This is a genomic window from Serratia entomophila (assembly GCF_021462285.1).
GTDB classification, from domain to species: domain Bacteria; phylum Pseudomonadota; class Gammaproteobacteria; order Enterobacterales; family Enterobacteriaceae; genus Serratia; species Serratia entomophila.
In genome coordinates, this window is sequence record NZ_CP082787.1 from 2,163,128 (window position 1) to 2,178,628 (window position 15,501).

The following is a 15,501-nucleotide window of genomic DNA, read 5'->3' on the forward strand; positions in this document are numbered from 1 at the left end:
TTACCGGTTGTTCATGGTGCGCGACAGCGCGGGCAAATCGTTGAGCCCGATGCCTTTGACCATTTCCGCCGGATGCGCTTTCTGATGATTAATGATAGTGATCGCCGCCAGCAACGCCGGGATCGCCAGAATAATGAAAATGCTGGTGGCGCCGGGGAAGATTCCCAGCAGCACGCCGCCCATCGACGAGCTGATGATCGCGCCGCTGCGGCCGATGCCGTGCATCCAGCTGACGCCGGTGGCGCGCATTTCGGTGGGGTAAAACGCCGGGGAGAACGCCTGCAGGCCGGTTTGCGCGCCGTTGATGCACACGCCGCTGGCGAACACCAGCGCCGCCAGCACCGTCGGGCCAAAGCCCCAGATGCCCTGCGACAGCAGGCAGCACATGCCCATCAGGTAGAACAGACCGATCACCCGTTTGGCGACGAAGCGGTCCATCAGCCCGCCGACCATCAGCCCGCCCAGGGTGCCGCCCAGCTGGAACAGACCGGCGATGATGGCGGCGCGCTCCAGCGAGAAGCCGGCGCCGCGCACGATGGTCGGCAGCCAGCCGTTCAGCAGGTAGATAACGAACAACCCCATAAAGTAGGTCAGCCACAGCACCAGCGTGCCTTTGGCGTAGCCGTTGCTGAACAGCTGCAGCACCCGGGCCTTTTTCGGCATCACCGGCGTTTTCAGCACGAAGGTGGTGCCGGCGCTGAACACCCCGCCGGCACGGCGCAGGATCTGGGCGATTTTGTCCTTGTGGTGGTTGCGTACCACCATGTACAGCGTCGATTCCGGCAGGATCCAGATCAGCAGCGGCAGCATCAGCAGCGGCATGATGCCGCCGAGGAACAGTACCGCCTTCCAGCCGTAGTGCGGCAGCATGCCGGCGGCGATAAACCCGCCGGCGCCGGAGCCGATGTTGAAGCCGCTGTACATCAGGGTGATCATCAACCCGCGGCGGCGTTCCGGCATGTATTCCGACACCAGCGTCACGCAGTTGGGCATCACTGCGCCCAGCCCCAGGCCGGTAAGAAAGCGCAGCAGCGCCATTTCCAGCGGGGTGCGGGCGAAGGTGCTGAGCAGGCTGAACAGCGCGAAGCACAGGACCGACAGCAGCAGCACTTTTTTGCGGCCGAAACGGTCGGAGTAGGGGCCGGCGATCAGCGCGCCCAACGCCACGCCGAACATGGCGGCGCCGAGGATCGGGCCCATTTCGGCGCGCGAAATGCCCCAGTCTTCGATCAGCGCAGGCGCAATAAAACCCATCACCGCGGCGTCATATCCATCGAACATGATGATGATGAAGCACAGCAGCAGCACCAGCCACTGATAACCGGAGATGGGGCGGGAATCGATCCACGCTTTGACGTCGACAATGTTGTGGTTGCTCATCGGGTACGCTCTCTGTTTTTTTTATTAATCTGTGATCGGATTAAAACTTTGGCCGCAGGCCGGAAACGTAAGAAATGAGCGCCAGTGCGTGTCGTTAGAATATTTATATCATTTTATTTATTTAAAACATGTAATTATAAAAATAATTGTCGGCAGCTCAGCTACCAACTTAGGGACTGTGGCGGTGAGTGTCTGCCGGAAAATGATTAACGAGGTATGAGTTTTGTTTATTTATGGGGAGTGAAAATAAAAAAGGGCGCCATCAGGCGCCCGGATAAAACGGTGGGGAATTTACAGCTTGGGCCCGGCGCTTACCAGCTTTTCGCCCGCCGGGGTGACGGTGTATTTGGCGAAGTTGTCGATAAAGCGCTGCGCCAGATCCTGTGCCTTTTCCTGCCACAGCGACTCGTCAGCGTAGGTTTTGCGGGGATCGAGAATCGACGGATCGACACCCGGCAGCGCAGTCGGCACTGCCAGGCCGAAGATAGGCAGGGTGAAGGTCTCGGCGTTTTCGATTTCCCCGTTCAGGATGGCGTCGATGATGCCGCGGGTATCCTTGATCGAGATGCGTTTGCCGCTGCCGTTCCAACCGGTGTTCACCAGGTAAGCCTGCGCGCCGGCGGCTTCCATGCGTTTCACCAGCACTTCGGCGTATTGGGTCGGGTGCAGCGTCAGGAACGCCGCGCCGAAGCAGGCGGAGAAGGTGGGCGTCGGCGTCGTGATGCCGCGTTCGGTGCCCGCCAGCTTGGCGGTGAAGCCCGACAGGAAGTGATACTGAGTCTGTTCCGGCGTCAGGCGCGATACCGGCGGCAGCACGCCGAAGGCGTCGGCGGTCAGGAAGATTATCTTGCGCGCGTGGCCGGCTTTCGACACCGGTTTGACGATGTTGTCGATATGGTAGATCGGATAAGAGACGCGGGTGTTTTCGGTTTTGCTTGCGTCGTCGAAGTCGATGCTGCCGTCGGCCAGCACCTGCACGTTTTCCAGCAAGGCGTCGCGACGGATCGCCTGATAGATTTCCGGCTCGGCCTGTGCAGACAGCTTGATGGTCTTGGCGTAGCAGCCGCCCTCGAAGTTGAATACCCCGTCGTCGTCCCAGCCGTGCTCGTCGTCGCCGATCAGTTGGCGGTTGGGATCGGTGGAGAGGGTGGTTTTGCCGGTGCCGGACAGGCCGAAGAATACCGCTACGTCGCCTTCCTCGCCCACGTTGGCCGAACAGTGCATCGATGCGATGCCCTGCAGCGGCAGCAGATAGTTCATGATCGAGAACAGGCCCTTTTTCATTTCGCCGCCGTACCAGGTACCGCCGATCAGCTGGATGCGCTCGGTCAGGTTGAAGGCGACGAAGTTCTCGGAATGCAGGCCCTGCTGCTGCCAGTCCGGGTTGGTGCACTTGGCGCCGTTCATCACCACGAAGTCCGGTTCGAAATCGGCCAGTTCTGCATCGGTCGGCCGGATAAACATGTTTTTGACGAAGTGCGCCTGCCAGGCCACCTCGGTAATAAAGCGCACCTTCAGGCGGGTATCGGCGTTGGCGCCGCAGAAGGCGTCCACCACGAACAGGCGCTTGCCGGACAGCTGATTGCCCACCAGGGTTTTCAGCCGTTGCCACACCTCCGGCGACAGCGGCTGGTTGTCGTTTTTACCGGTGCCGTTATCGGACCACCACACGGTGTCGCGCGTGGTGTCGTCGCGCACGATGTATTTATCTTTGGGCGAGCGGCCGGTGAATTCGCTGGTGTCGACATTGACCGCGCCCAGCTGGGTCAGGGTGCCGCGCTCCAGCGGCGGCAGGTCGGCGCGGGTTTCCTCGGCGAACAGCTGCTCGTAGCTGGGGTTATGGACGATCTCGGTGGCCTGGGAAATGCCGTAACGGGTGAGAGTCTGTGGGGTAACAGCGCGTGAAGACATATTCTACTTCCTTATTAGTCATATTATGCCTTAATGCTGAGCGGTGCCGCGCGCAGGATTAAGGTTCGGATAAAGCTGACCGGATTCAGCTAATTGCGTTTCCGGTTCTCATTAATAAACAGGGGGCTTTGACGTCCCCCCTATAGCATAGCAGCGAATTTAAGCCTGCTTACTTTAATTACAAAATGCTGACGATAATTAATTAAAACTAACATTAGCTGAAGGTCACAATATTGAATTCCTGCGGCGTAATTTAGTTCTGCTATTTTATTTTTTATCATATCTTCGGTGCTGTCTAGCGTTTTATTCCTTATTAGAAAAACCAAAATTCGCAATGGGATTTTTCATAATTAGCTGTTTTGACTTGATAAAATTTTTTCATCACGGTGAGGCAATGCCTACCGTACCCAACAGGTGTCAGCAGGGTGAATAATGAAACAGATAAATGCAGAAATGGCCTGTGAGAAGAATGTGCCGTCGCCTGACTCATCAGGAATAATTAACCAAATCCGCCAGATAGATATCGGTGCGGTGCCGATTGCGCTGTTTGTCACTATTTGCGCGATTGTTGCCGTTTCGGCCTACGCTAACTTCCTGCCGAAGAATATGATCGGCGGCCTGGCGGTGATTATGACGCTGGGGTTTGCGCTGGCGCAGCTGGGCAAAAGTATGCCGTTGCTGCGCGATATCGGCGGGCCGGCCATTTTGTGCCTGATGGTGCCGTCGGTGCTGGTGTATTTCAATGTGTTCCAGCCAAACGTGATGGCGACGGTGCATCTGCTGATGAAAGACGCCAATTTGCTGTATTTCGTCATCGCCAGCCTGGTGGTCGGCAGCATACTCGGCATGAACCGGGTGATCCTGATCCAGGGCATGGTGCGCATGTTTGTGCCGTTGGTGGTGGGGACGGTGACGGCGGTGGTGACCGGGCTGCTGGTGGGCAAGCTGTTCGGCTTCACCTTCTATCACACCTTCTTCTTTATCATTGTGCCGATCGTCGGCGGCGGCATCGGCGAGGGTATTTTGCCGCTGTCGCTGGCCTATTCCGCCATTTTGGGCGGCGGGCCGGACCTGTACGTCGCGCAGTTGGCGCCTGCGGCGGTGCTGGGCAATATCTTCGCCATCGTCACCGCCGGAGTGCTGGCGCGCATCGGTATGCAGCGCAAGGCGCTGAGCGGCGACGGCATGCTGATTCGCTCCGCCCAGGAAAATGCGGTGTTCGCCATCAAGGAAACCGGCGGCAACGTCGATTTTCAGCTGATGGGCGGCGGGTTGTTGGTGATTTGCGCTTTCTTTATCGTCGGCGGCCTGTTTGAGCATATCCTGCATATTCCCGGACCGGTGCTGATGATCCTGTTTGCCGTATTGTGCAAATACTGCCGCGTGATACCGGCTTCGATGGAAACCGGGGCGCACAGCTTTTACAAGTTCGTCTCCACGGCGCTGGTATGGCCGCTGATGATTGGCCTGGGCATGCTGTACGTGCCTTTGGAGAGCGTGGTGGCGGTGTTCTCGCTCGGCTACGTGGTGGTGTGCGGTTCCGTGGTGCTGTCGATGGGGTTGGTGAGCTTCCTGATCGCGCCCTATCTGAAGATGTTCCCGGTAGAAGCGGCGATCGTTACCTGTTGCCACAGCGGCCTGGGCGGCACCGGCGACGTGGCTATCCTGTCGGCGTCCAACCGCATGGAGCTGATGCCCTTTGCCCAAATCGCCACGCGCATCGGCGGCGCTTCCACCGTAATCGGCGCGACGTTATTGCTTGGTTGGTTAGTTTGAGCCCAGAGAAACTTATGGTTCACCGGGGTTGGATTGCCCCGGTTTTGCGGTTCCGGTTCTCATTAATAAAACGGGAGGCCTTAGCTTCCCGCTATAATATAGCAGCGAATTGAAGCTTGCTTACTTTAATTACAAAATGCTGACGATGGTTAATTAAAACCAACATTGGTTTAGGGCGTAACATGGAATTTCCGCGGCATAATTCACTGCTCCATTTTTATCATCTCTTCGGTGCCGTCTAGCGTTTTATTCCTTATTGGGAAAACCAAAATCCGCCATGGGATTTTTCATAATTCGATGTTTTTACTTGATAACATTCTTTCTTCGCGCTGAGCTGCAGCCTGCCGTACCCCACGCTGGTCAGCAGGGTGAATGATGAAACAGATAAATGCAGGGATGGCCGCCGTGCGTCATGCTGTTTACCGGATGACGATAATGTTCATTTTCGGACGATCTCGATAGAGATTAGGATTTCTTTGCATTCAAAGTGCACAGTATATCCATCACGATGCCAATCGGATGCTGCAGCTGCGCGCTGTCAGCAAAAATTCGAACACGTGGAAGGCTTCGAACATTTGGAGAGGTTGATCTATGGGTGAACATGTGGATGTACTAATCATCGGCGCAGGGATCTCGGGTATAGATGCGGCCTACCATTTGCGGCAAACATGCCCTGATCGAAGCATTCTCATGCTGGATGCCATGGATGGCTTTGGCGGTACCTGGTGGACGCATCGTTACCCAGGAGCGCGTTCCGATAGCGACTTGTTCACCTACGGTTACTCATTCAAACCCTGGCGCGGCGCTTCTATTGCGACTGCCGAGGAGATCCGCAATTACCTCGGTGAAGTCATTGCGGAAAATGATCTGGGCCGACATATCCGTTACGGGCATCGGGTGATGGCAGCGAACTGGTCGACCCAAGACAGGTGTTGGAGCGTGGAAGCGATCCGAACCGATACCGGCGAAATATTGCAATTCACGGCCGGGTTTCTGTGGCTGTGTCCTGGTTACTACCGCCATCAGCAGGGACATGTTCCAGACTGGCCGGAGCTGGAGCGCTTCGCGGGGGCGGTCATTCACCCGCAGAACTGGCCGCAAGATCTGAGTTGGAAGGGGAAAAGAATCGTCGTGATAGGTTCGGGCGCCACGGCGGCGACCCTTATTCCTGCGTTAACCGGGGAGGCGGAGCACGTCACGTTATTGCAGCGGTCGCCCACATTTTTTGTCGTCGAGCCAGCGGAACACGCGCTGGCGGCACCGCTGCGTGCGCTGGGGATCCCTGAGGAGTGGACGTACGAGATCCTGCGCCGGGCCTATATCGCACAGAATCTCGAGCTCAACAGGATGTCGCTGGAGCAACCAGAAGATCTGCGCAAGCAGCTGCTGGATGCGGTCCGCGCCCAGCTCCCCGACGATTTCGACGTAGAAAAGCATTTTAGCCCTCGCTACCGGCCACAGCAACAGAGGCTGGCATTTGTTCCCGGAGGCGATTTTTTTGTGCCTTTGCGTGACGGCAAGGCCTCCGTTATTACGGACAGGATCGTGCGTTTCAACGAAAAGGGGATCGTCCTGTCTTCGGGGGAATTTCTGGAGGCCGATATCGTGGTGACGGCGACGGGCTTCAACCTTTGTCTTTTCGGCGATGTGCTCTTCAGTATCGATGAGAAACCGGTGGACTTTACCGAGCACGTTACCTATCGGGGATTGATGATCAACGATGTTCCAAACATGGCGTACACCCTGGGCTATTTGCGTACCAGTTGGACCATGCGCGCGGAACTGGTGAGCGAGTTCGTTTGTCGACTGCTCGGATACATGGACGAGCGAGAGGCAAAGACGGTCGTTCCCGTACTGCGCCCTCAGGAAGAGAACATGCCGCATCTGCCATTCTGCGACCCGAATAATTTCAATCCGGGGTACATCATGCGCTCCCAGCACATTATGTATCGGCAAGGCGACCACGCCCCCTGGCAGAGTCTGCGCGAATACGCGGAAGAACGCCACGAGTTTCCTGCAGCGACGCTGGACGATGGCATTCTGACTTACGGTTGAACCGAGTATAAGGAGGCCAAATGTCCGTAGATCCACATATTGCCGCTTTCCTCGATGCGTTGGCGAAGTCCGGCGAAAAGAAGTTATATGAAGGCACGCCTGAAGAGGCGCGAGCCGGCTATCGTGCCTTGGCGGCCAGCTTGCATCCGCCTGGCGCGACGGTTCCCGTTGGCAGCGTTGAAAATATTGTTGTTGATGGTGCATCTGGGGAGTTGCATGCAAGAGTCTACCGTCCCGATGGAAGCGGGCCATTTCCTACCACTGCATTTTTCCACGGCGGTGGCTGGGTTATCGGCGATCTCGACACGCACGACAACGTCTGCCGAGAGATCTGTCGATGGAGCCGGGTCGTTGTCGTGTCGGTAGCGTACCGACTGGCGCCAGAGCATCCGTTTCCGGCGGCGGTCGACGACGCCATCGCCGCGATGCGGTGGGTGGTTGACCATGCGCCCGCTCTCGGGGGCAATCGCCTTGTGGCCGTCGCCGGAGATAGCGCGGGAGGCAATCTGTCGGCGGTGGTGGCTCAAGCTTTCCATGCGGACGGCGTCGAATTGGCCGGCCAATTCTTGATCTATCCCGCGACCGATCTACCGGGTATCCATCATCAATCCTGGCGGCAGAATGCGACGGGCTATCTGCTCGATAAACCGTTGATCGAATGGTTCCTGCGCCATTATTCCGCTGAAGCGCGAAACTTTGAAGATCCCCGGATAACGCCTATTCATGCCGGTGATTTTTCCGGACTCTGTGCGGCAGTCATCGTAACCGCGCAATTTGATCCATTGAGGGACGTCGGCCTGGACTATGGAGAAGCGTTGCGTGCTGCGCGAGTGCCCGTTCATATCGAGCGGTGTCAGGGGCTAATACATGGCTTTTTCGAAATGGGGCAGCTATCGCCAGAGGCCCGGCGCGCGATCGAACGTAGTTGCAAGCGATTTGGCGAAGTGATTCGTGCAGCGCGGTGAACCGGCATGTGCAATCGAATTATGTTGGCGACGCCCGTACCCGCGGAGCGATCGGCCTGGTCAGCCGCTTTAAGCGGGTGATTTCGTGCTGGCATAACGGCTACAGGCAACAAAAATAGTGCAATTAGGGTAAAAACCCGACAATTCCTATTAATATCGTCATATTAGCCTGACATAGTAGCGCGCAGAAGGCCGGGCTTGCATACCTCGGGCTTCTGCCGAATCGCCAACCATTCCGGTTGGCGATTCACTTTCCGTCTTTCAACATGTTAATCGCCGCGCCGATCAGAATACGGTGTTCGATGTCGTGGCTCTCCGCCAACTGCTGCGCCAGATATTTTGCCAGCGTTTCTACCGATAAAACCTCGCCGCGATGACGCAGCTGCATCACACCGTCGCCGATCAACCGGGCGACTTCATCCCAGACCGGCTTTATCTCCTGTTCCGAGAACATCATCATTTACCTCGGCTGGTTGATTTTTGGTCAATGTAGCAGTTGAGCCGGGGCTTCGCCACCGCAGCGGTCGCAGTATCTAAAACAGGAAGTATAAAAAACAAGGCATCAGTATTTCTTCTGCTTTTTACGTTCAATACTTGATGTGAGGAATATCAGGAGGGCGAATGATGAAACTGGTCGATCAACTGGCGGAGTACTACCGCCTGAGCCGCAAGGCCGAAGTGCAAAACCGGCTATGCCGGCTGTGGCTGCCGCAGGGGGAGGCGCGCGTTGCGTATCTGCGTGAACTGTTGGAACCTGAGGCGCGGCGGCATTAACCGAAGGCTATCGCCGCCCAACGCAACAGCAGCAGCGCCAGGCAGATCAGCAGCAGGATCAGGAACATTTTCCAATGTTTGGTGCGCATTCGTTTGGTTGCCAAGCGGACCCCCTTAGCTGAAATACCAACCGGCAATCGCCACGATGGCCACCACTACCACCAGCGCAATGACTTTTAACAGATCGCTGAAGGTGTCATCGGGATCTTTGTCGTCTTGCTTCATTTTACCGCCTGGCCGTCCGCCATGAGTGGATATGCTTCACAGTATGCCTGCTGCGCCGGCCCAGGCCCAGCGCTTTAGGGTAAAAACCCGTAAAGCCGCTGAACACAAAACCTGCGGCCGGTGATGCGGCAGGTGCAGGCGGCGGTGAATACGTTGTACTATCCTGTCTGCATTAATGATTCACTCAATAAGGTAAAGCAATGGCGACGGCAATTCCGCAAAAATACGAACACACAGAGCGTTGGGCATTCGGCGACACCGAGCAACAGGCCGACGAGGTGGTGCAACTGATCCTCAACGGCACCAAGACCGCGACCTGCTCCAATCTGGACGGGGAAGGCGTTCCGCTGGCCGGCGACGTGTTCCTGGTGGTCAATGGCAAGGGCGATCCGGTGTGTGCGGTAGAGCTGACCGCCGTAGAGATGCAAACCTACGATCAGGTCGGTGAGGCGCATGCCTATGCCGAAGGCGAGGGTGACCGTTCGCTGGCGCACTGGCGTAAAGAGCTGCAGCGTTTCTTTGAAGAATACGATCTGTTCTCGCCGGATATGACGCTGGTGCTGATGAACTTTAAAGTCGTCGACAGGTTTTAAATCATGCGGGCCGTGCCCTATGTTTGCCAGTGGGCAACGCCGGAATTGGCGGCCGATCTGATTGCCGGGCGCGCAACCCTGGCGCAAGACGCCAACTGGGCGCGCAGCGGCGCCCGCGATCGGGCGGAATACGTCGAGTGGGCTAACCACGTGTGCGGCATGGCCTGTTTGAAAATGGTGTTGAGCCACCGCGACGGCGAAGCGCCGCCCCTGCTGGAGCTGGCGCGCCGCAGCCTGCCTTACGGCGCCTATGTGCGTGAGGGTGAGCGGATCAAGGGGCTGATCTATGCGCCTTTCGTCGACTACGTGCGCGAGCAGTTTGCGCTGCAGGCGGAGGTTAAGGTGGGGGTGCCGGCGGAGGAATTGCCGCAGTTGCTGAACCACTACGGCTATTTTATCGCTTCGGTGCATCCGTCCATTCGCCGGCCCGAAAGCGCGCCGCCACAGCGGGGCGGTCACCTGGTGTTAGTCACCGCCGCTGAACGGGGCTGCGTTACCTTCCACAATCCTTCGGGCGACAGCCCGGCGACTCGCCAACAGGTAACGCTCTCGTTGGGGCAGTTTGGCCGCTTTTTCGCCGGCCGCGGCATCGCCATCACATAAAAAAACGCGCTGTTTTCATCGAGGACAGCGCGTCGTCAGTTTTGCCGGTAAGCCCTCATTCCAGCCGCATCACCCAGGCGTCCGCCTGGCGATCATAATGCTGCTTGTACAGCAGCGACTGCTTGCCGTCGAGCGTGGCCGGAATGCTGGTATGTTCATCCCATCCGTCCAACTGCATGCACAGATCGGGATCCGACTTGCACGGGATGGCCAGGGTGCTGGTCCGTTCGGTTGAGGCGCTCAGATGGGCGTCATCGACCTCAAAGCTGCCTATTTTTACGACGGTTTTGCTCATGGAAACTCCTTGCTCAATCAAGTGGTAGGAGGTAAGACCAGTTAAGGGTCGTCCGTATGAGCATAGCTAAATGAGCAAAAAATGCCACATAAAAAATACAGTCTGGCAACAATTGGCTTTCGCGACTAGCAGTGGCGCTTAATATTCAACCACAAAGCTGAGGTTGTCCTGATAGGTGCCAACGGCCCTTTCGGTTTGCGCCGCGTTCACCGCGGCCTTATACGGGATACTCTGCGCCAGCCCGCTCCCCGCGCCGCTTTGTTTGTTGGTGCTGTCCCAGACGGTGGTGCTGTTGGGCAGGTAGATTTGATACTGCATAAAGTTGGCGGTGCCGCTTTTCATCTGCCGCCAGCCGGTGACCGGATTATTGCCGTTGGTAAAATAGGTGACGTAGCCTTCGGTTTTGGTGCAGGTCAGGGTGATGCTCTGGTTCACCGGGTTGAACTGGCCCACCAGGGCCATGCTGCCGAAGTTGACGTTCGGCGCGGTGCCGATCAGGCAATCTTTGGTGATCGCCACGCTAACGGTCACCGTGCTGGTTTTGTTGACGCCGTCCCACCAGATGCAAAGCCCCAATACGCCCAGCCCACAGATATGGTAATTCCAGGTCAGGTTGACGGTATCGGTATAGGTGCCGGCGCGCACGTTGGCGCCGGCGGTGGTTCTGGCGTACATCGGGAAGTTGACGTTGGAGGAGATGAGGATCAGCGACAGCAAATTCAGCGAGCTGTAGTCGATAGTCTGCCCGACGGTGTAGGGGTATTGGTAATTGGCGTCCGGATAAATCAGATAAGCGATTTGATCGCCGGAGCCGTCGGTATTGGCCATCGCCATATTGTGGGTGGTGGAGGCGATTTTCACCGTCACGGTATTTTGCGACAGCAGCGACAGCCCCAAACCGGTGCAGTTAAGCCCCGCGGTGCCCTGGGCGCTGATTTGGCCGTTATACACCACGAAGGAGCTGCTGCCGGGCAGGGTAATGGTGCCGTTGGTGGTGGCGCAGTCGGCCAGCGCGCGCTGGCAGGTGAACAGCAACAAACTCAGCAGTATGGCTTTCAATCCCCGAAACATGATGATTCTCCGTAGTGGGTTTACCGGCAGACGATCGGGCCGACGCGCTGAATACCCTGGCTTTTCGCCAGGCTGAATTCCGCCTGGCAGGCCGGGCCGCCGTCGGCGGGGATCACGCTTAACCGGTTATGCTGTTGCACCGGATCGATATAGGCCATGCCGTCCCAGCCGACATAGCTTTGCTGATTGCCGCCGATCACCGCCACCTGGCTGCCGTTGGCCAGCGGTTGGCCCTGCGCGTCCACCAATTCGACGTCTGCGGCGGAGATAGGCTGGATCGGGAATTCAACCAGGAAGCCGCTGTGGTCGCGGATCGCTACGGTTTTTTCCACCGTTGGCAGGGCGACGTCGGCGGGCAGGGTCAGCGGATCGATCTGGAACCTGGCGTGGTAATAAGAGGTGACCGTCGGCACCAGCAGGTAGCCCTGGGCATTGGTCACGCCGATAAGCTGGTTTTCGTAGCGCACCGGGATATCGGGGTAGCCCTGGGTGGAAACCAGCGCAAAGGCATCGTTAATGGTGTTGGTGGCGTACAGACCACCGTTCATCGCCACCAGCGAACCGCTGATTTCTCCCCAGCGGTTGTAGTCGTCGCGCGTGCCGTACATGCCGGCCCGGGCTTCCAGCGTGCGGGCGCGCCAGGTCAGGTCGGCCTGCCGATAAGCGCCGCTGTCCTGGCCGTCGGCATAGGCCAGGTTCCAACCCAGGCCGCCGTCGGTCGGTGCGGCGCGGCTGTAGCTGACGCGCTCGCTCCAACGGTTGCGATTGTCGCGGGCGGCGCCGAGGCTGGCGGTGCCCCAGCTGTCGAACGGAATGGAGAGTTGCAGCTGCGCGCTGTAGCCGCTGCTGCCTATTTCGCGGTTGACCGAGGCGTACAGGCTGGTATTGCCCCACAGCGACAGGCTATAGGAAAAATTCACCAGCCGGGTGCGCTGGCCGATGGCGTCGCGCACGTCGAAATAGCCGGCACCAATGCTGCCCAGGCGGCTGAGGCTGACGCTGCCGGTTAGCTGGTCGGTACGGCGGCTCAGCCGATAGTCGCTCTTATACACCGAGATATCGCCGAAGCCGGCGCTGCGCAGCACACGCTGTGCGTTGAGGCTGAAGCGCTGATTGCTGTAGGTGTAGCCAAAGCTGCTTTGATCGCCGTGCGTGCTGGCATAGCGGTAAACCGGCTGCGGATCCGGCGAGGGCAGAGGCCTGCCGGTCAGCGGATCATATTCATTCTGCCGCACGATCGGCGGGCCGCCGTCGAAGGCGTTATCGCCCGCCTGGCTGTAGCTGTAAGAAGCGTTGAATACCCCCAACTGACCGACGCGAAAATCCGCGCCCAGGCCGCCGACCGCCAGCGCCGCCGCGCCTTCCGCTCGGCCTTCCATCGTTAACCAATCAGTGACGCCGTAACGGCCACTGGCGCTGGCCACCCATTGCCCGTAGTCTGCTGATTCAATGCCGTAATTGCGCCGCAGCGCGCCGGCGGAAACGCTGAAGTCGCTCATACCGGTTTGCAGCAGGTTGCTGGCGACGTAGAACGGCACTGTGGTGCTGACCTGGCGGCCCAGCGCATCGGTGGTGACCACCGTCGCCTGGCCGGCGCCGTTGATGTAGGGCACGCTGTCGAGGGTGAACGGCCCGGGATTGATGCTGGTGGTGCTGTTTTTGTAGCTGTTGATATACAGATCGACGCTGCTCGGTAACGCGGCCTGGCCGGAAAACTGCGGCAGCGGGTAGGTGATGAGGTCCGGGCGCACCGCGAAGTTGCGCGACAGCTGCAGGCCGCCGATGCGCACCGCGCTGCTCCACGGCAACGACCCGGTGGTGAGATCGCCGGCGGTGAGGCTCAGCAGCCGCCGATCGTCATTGTAATGCCACTGGCTGTCGTAGCGGATGTAGCGGCCGCCGCCGCTGTCGCCGGCGGCACCGTTGAAGGCGCTGCGGAAAATGCCGGTATTGGCAATCACGCCGAAGCCGTCGAACAACCGCTGCTCGCTCCAGGCGGACAGGTAACCGGGGCGCCCGTTGGCGTTGCTCTGGTTGGCGTAGACGTCGTAGTTGAACAGCATGCCGAGGCTGCTTTGCGCCGGCAGCGGCTGCATCGGGTGTTGAGCGCCGATTCTTTGCTGCGGCAGCCAGTCGTTGGGCACGTTGATCAGCAGCTGCTGGCTTTCGCCGCTGTAGCTGACATCGACCTTGTTCAGCAGATCGACCGCGACGTCCTTCGCCTGTTGGTCGGCGACCGGCAGCCCGGCGTCAATCAGCTGTTGCGGCGTCATGTAATAATGGCCGCCGCGGTAATTGACCGGCACCACCTTCCCGGTCTGGCGGCCGTTCACCACCGGCTCCAGATACAGCGTGGCGTCCGGCATGGTGATGGCGCTGGGCGGCGGCGGCAGGTCGTCGGCATGGCCAAACGGCAGCCAGACGCCGGCCGCTATGCCCAGCACGACGAGCGCCAGCGGCTTCAGCCTGAATTGCCGCATCGACAGCATCCCTGTTAACCGCACTTGAGCCTCAGTGGGACGAAAGGGTTACGGGCTGTTTGTTGTCATTGACCGTCGCCTGCAGCGCGCCGCCGCTAAAGTTGCCGGCGGGCGGCAGGGCGAAACGCATCTGCGATCCGGGCAGCACGTAGCCCATTAGCCCGGGATTCAGGGTCTTGCCCTGCAGCGTGACTTTGGAAATGCGCGCATGCACCGCACCCTGGTTGCGCACCTCCAGCCAACGCTGGCTGCTTTGCTGCAGCAAGCGGTAGCTAAGCTGCGGTTGGCTGGCGCTGGCGTAGTCGCGCGGTTTTTCGCTGTCCTGTTTGGTCCAAATGCCTTTGCCGCTGACAAACAGCGGCACCGAGTAGCGCATCTGGAACTTCAGCCCCATCTGCGCGCCGTCGGGCGTAGCGCCGCTTGACTGATCCTTGATCGGCACTTCATCGATCAGCACGCGATAGGCGCGTTCCTGGCCGGCAGCGGGCGCAGACTGTTTGATCAAACGGATAAGCTGGCGCTTGCCCGGAGCGATCGAGGCTACCGGCGGGCTGGCGATCACCTCGCTCTGGTTGCGATAATCGTCTTTGCCGGCGGTTTGTTGCCAGCCAAGCACGCGGATTTGCATATAGACCGGCTTGCTGTCGCGATTTTCCAGCCACAGCGCGGTAGCCTGTTGTTGATCCTCAATGACCGGATCAATGGGCCAGATCAGAATGGACGCGGCGGCCAGCGCCTGCGACGAACCTGCCAGCAGCAGCGCCGCGGTCAGCGGCAGACGGAAGGAATTGCGCATAACTAAATCCTTATTCCAAAAAACTTAATAAGTTACCGTCAGTAAGACCGTATCGCTGTATACGCCACTGGTGGGCAGGATACTGGTCGAAAACAGACGGGCGTAAACCTTGATTTCCTGGGTGCTGCCGGTGGCGGAAAGGGTCTGCGCCGTTCCGCCGTTGCCGCCATCGCCCCACAGGGTGGAGTAGTTGCTGTCCTGATAGAGCTGGTAAAGCAGGGTTTCGGCCGTGGTGGCGTTCTGCAATTTGCGCCCGGCGGCAATGGAGCCGGTGATATGGTTGCCGATGCCCAGCGCCAGCGTGACGCTCAACCCGGGGTTGCAGCGCAGCTGCACCGAACCGGCGCCGACGCTGGAAACGATGCTGACGTTGCTGCTCAGAGAGGATATTTGGCCGAAGTTCAGGCTGCCGAAGGTGGTGACGTCGCTGACGCCGCTGCCCAGCACGCAGCCTTTCACCACGGATGCGTTGACGGTAAACGGCTGGCTCTTGCTCAGATCGTTGACGCCGGTGTCAGCCAGGGCCGCGGACAGCGGCAGACAGAATGCCAACCCGTAAATTGAAACGCGCATCGCC

General features: G+C 58.7%; 15 protein-coding genes. 6 read left to right on the forward strand and 9 right to left on the reverse strand.

The window, feature by feature from the left end; genetic code table 11:
- Both KHA73_RS10630 and pckA read right to left on the reverse strand, forming a co-directional pair.
- The gene (locus tag KHA73_RS10630) at positions 1-1,380 is read right to left on the reverse strand and encodes an MFS transporter (protein WP_234590768.1); all 1,380 of its coding nucleotides are present in this window, start codon (positions 1,378-1,380) and stop codon (positions 1-3) included.
- A gap of 291 nt (positions 1,381-1,671) precedes the next feature.
- A complete protein-coding gene (pckA, locus tag KHA73_RS10635; RefSeq protein ID WP_234590770.1) occupies positions 1,672-3,291 on the reverse strand; it encodes a phosphoenolpyruvate carboxykinase (ATP) in 1,620 nt (539 codons plus the stop codon).
- A gap of 432 nt (positions 3,292-3,723) precedes the next feature.
- Here pckA and KHA73_RS10640 point away from each other — a divergent pair, with 432 nt between their 5' ends.
- The 3 genes from KHA73_RS10640 to KHA73_RS10650 all read left to right on the forward strand — a co-directional run bounded on the left by KHA73_RS10640 (position 3,724) and on the right by KHA73_RS10650 (position 8,087).
- Positions 3,724-5,067, forward strand: coding sequence for a 2-hydroxycarboxylate transporter family protein (locus KHA73_RS10640; protein ID WP_234590772.1), 1,344 nt, complete (start codon positions 3,724-3,726; stop codon positions 5,065-5,067).
- A 591-nt stretch (positions 5,068-5,658) separates the two neighbouring features.
- A complete protein-coding gene (locus KHA73_RS10645; protein WP_234590774.1) occupies positions 5,659-7,122 on the forward strand; it encodes a flavin-containing monooxygenase in 1,464 nt (487 codons plus the stop codon).
- Positions 7,123-7,142: 20 nt separating this feature from the next.
- Complete coding sequence (locus KHA73_RS10650) at positions 7,143-8,087, forward strand: alpha/beta hydrolase (RefSeq protein ID WP_234590775.1); 945 nt, start codon at positions 7,143-7,145, stop codon at positions 8,085-8,087.
- Positions 8,088-8,334: 247 nt separating this feature from the next.
- Here KHA73_RS10650 and KHA73_RS10655 read toward each other — a convergent pair whose 3' ends face one another.
- The gene (locus KHA73_RS10655) at positions 8,335-8,544 is read right to left on the reverse strand and encodes a hypothetical protein (RefSeq protein WP_234591243.1); all 210 of its coding nucleotides are present in this window, start codon (positions 8,542-8,544) and stop codon (positions 8,335-8,337) included.
- A gap of 164 nt (positions 8,545-8,708) precedes the next feature.
- On the opposite strand from KHA73_RS10655, the gene KHA73_RS10660 reads away from it, so the two are divergent.
- Positions 8,709-8,861 (forward strand): hypothetical protein, encoded by a 153-nt coding sequence (locus KHA73_RS10660; RefSeq protein ID WP_234591395.1) that lies wholly within the window; start codon positions 8,709-8,711, stop codon positions 8,859-8,861.
- On the opposite strand, the gene yniD is transcribed toward KHA73_RS10660, so the two are convergent.
- Entirely contained in the window at positions 8,858-8,965 is a 108-nt protein-coding gene (gene yniD, locus KHA73_RS10665; protein ID WP_234590777.1) for a small membrane protein YniD, read from the reverse strand. The two genes, KHA73_RS10660 and yniD, sit on opposite strands and share 4 nt — an antisense overlap.
- Positions 8,966-9,286: 321 nt before the next feature.
- On the opposite strand from yniD, the gene KHA73_RS10670 reads away from it, so the two are divergent.
- Both KHA73_RS10670 and KHA73_RS10675 read left to right on the forward strand, forming a co-directional pair.
- Positions 9,287-9,679, forward strand: coding sequence for an ASCH domain-containing protein (locus tag KHA73_RS10670; RefSeq protein ID WP_234590779.1), 393 nt, complete (start codon positions 9,287-9,289; stop codon positions 9,677-9,679).
- A 3-nt stretch (positions 9,680-9,682) separates the two neighbouring features.
- Positions 9,683-10,282 (forward strand): hypothetical protein, encoded by a 600-nt coding sequence (locus KHA73_RS10675; protein WP_234590780.1) that lies wholly within the window; start codon positions 9,683-9,685, stop codon positions 10,280-10,282.
- A 55-nt stretch (positions 10,283-10,337) separates the two neighbouring features.
- On the opposite strand, the gene KHA73_RS10680 is transcribed toward KHA73_RS10675, so the two are convergent.
- From KHA73_RS10680 to KHA73_RS10700, 5 genes are all read right to left on the reverse strand, one after another.
- Complete coding sequence (locus KHA73_RS10680; RefSeq protein ID WP_234590782.1) at positions 10,338-10,577, reverse strand: DUF1480 family protein; 240 nt, start codon at positions 10,575-10,577, stop codon at positions 10,338-10,340.
- Positions 10,578-10,715: 138 nt separating this feature from the next.
- Complete coding sequence (locus KHA73_RS10685) at positions 10,716-11,648, reverse strand: Csu type fimbrial protein (RefSeq protein ID WP_234590784.1); 933 nt, start codon at positions 11,646-11,648, stop codon at positions 10,716-10,718.
- 20 nt (positions 11,649-11,668) lie between these two features.
- Positions 11,669-14,128 (reverse strand): fimbria/pilus outer membrane usher protein, encoded by a 2,460-nt coding sequence (locus KHA73_RS10690; protein ID WP_234590786.1) that lies wholly within the window; start codon positions 14,126-14,128, stop codon positions 11,669-11,671.
- Positions 14,129-14,159: 31 nt separating this feature from the next.
- Positions 14,160-14,924, reverse strand: a complete 765-nt coding sequence (locus KHA73_RS10695; RefSeq protein WP_234590788.1) for a fimbrial biogenesis chaperone — start codon at positions 14,922-14,924, stop codon at positions 14,160-14,162.
- Between the two features lie 24 nt (positions 14,925-14,948).
- Positions 14,949-15,497, reverse strand: coding sequence for a Csu type fimbrial protein (locus KHA73_RS10700; RefSeq protein ID WP_234590790.1), 549 nt, complete (start codon positions 15,495-15,497; stop codon positions 14,949-14,951).
- Positions 15,498-15,501: the final 4 nt, after the last annotated feature.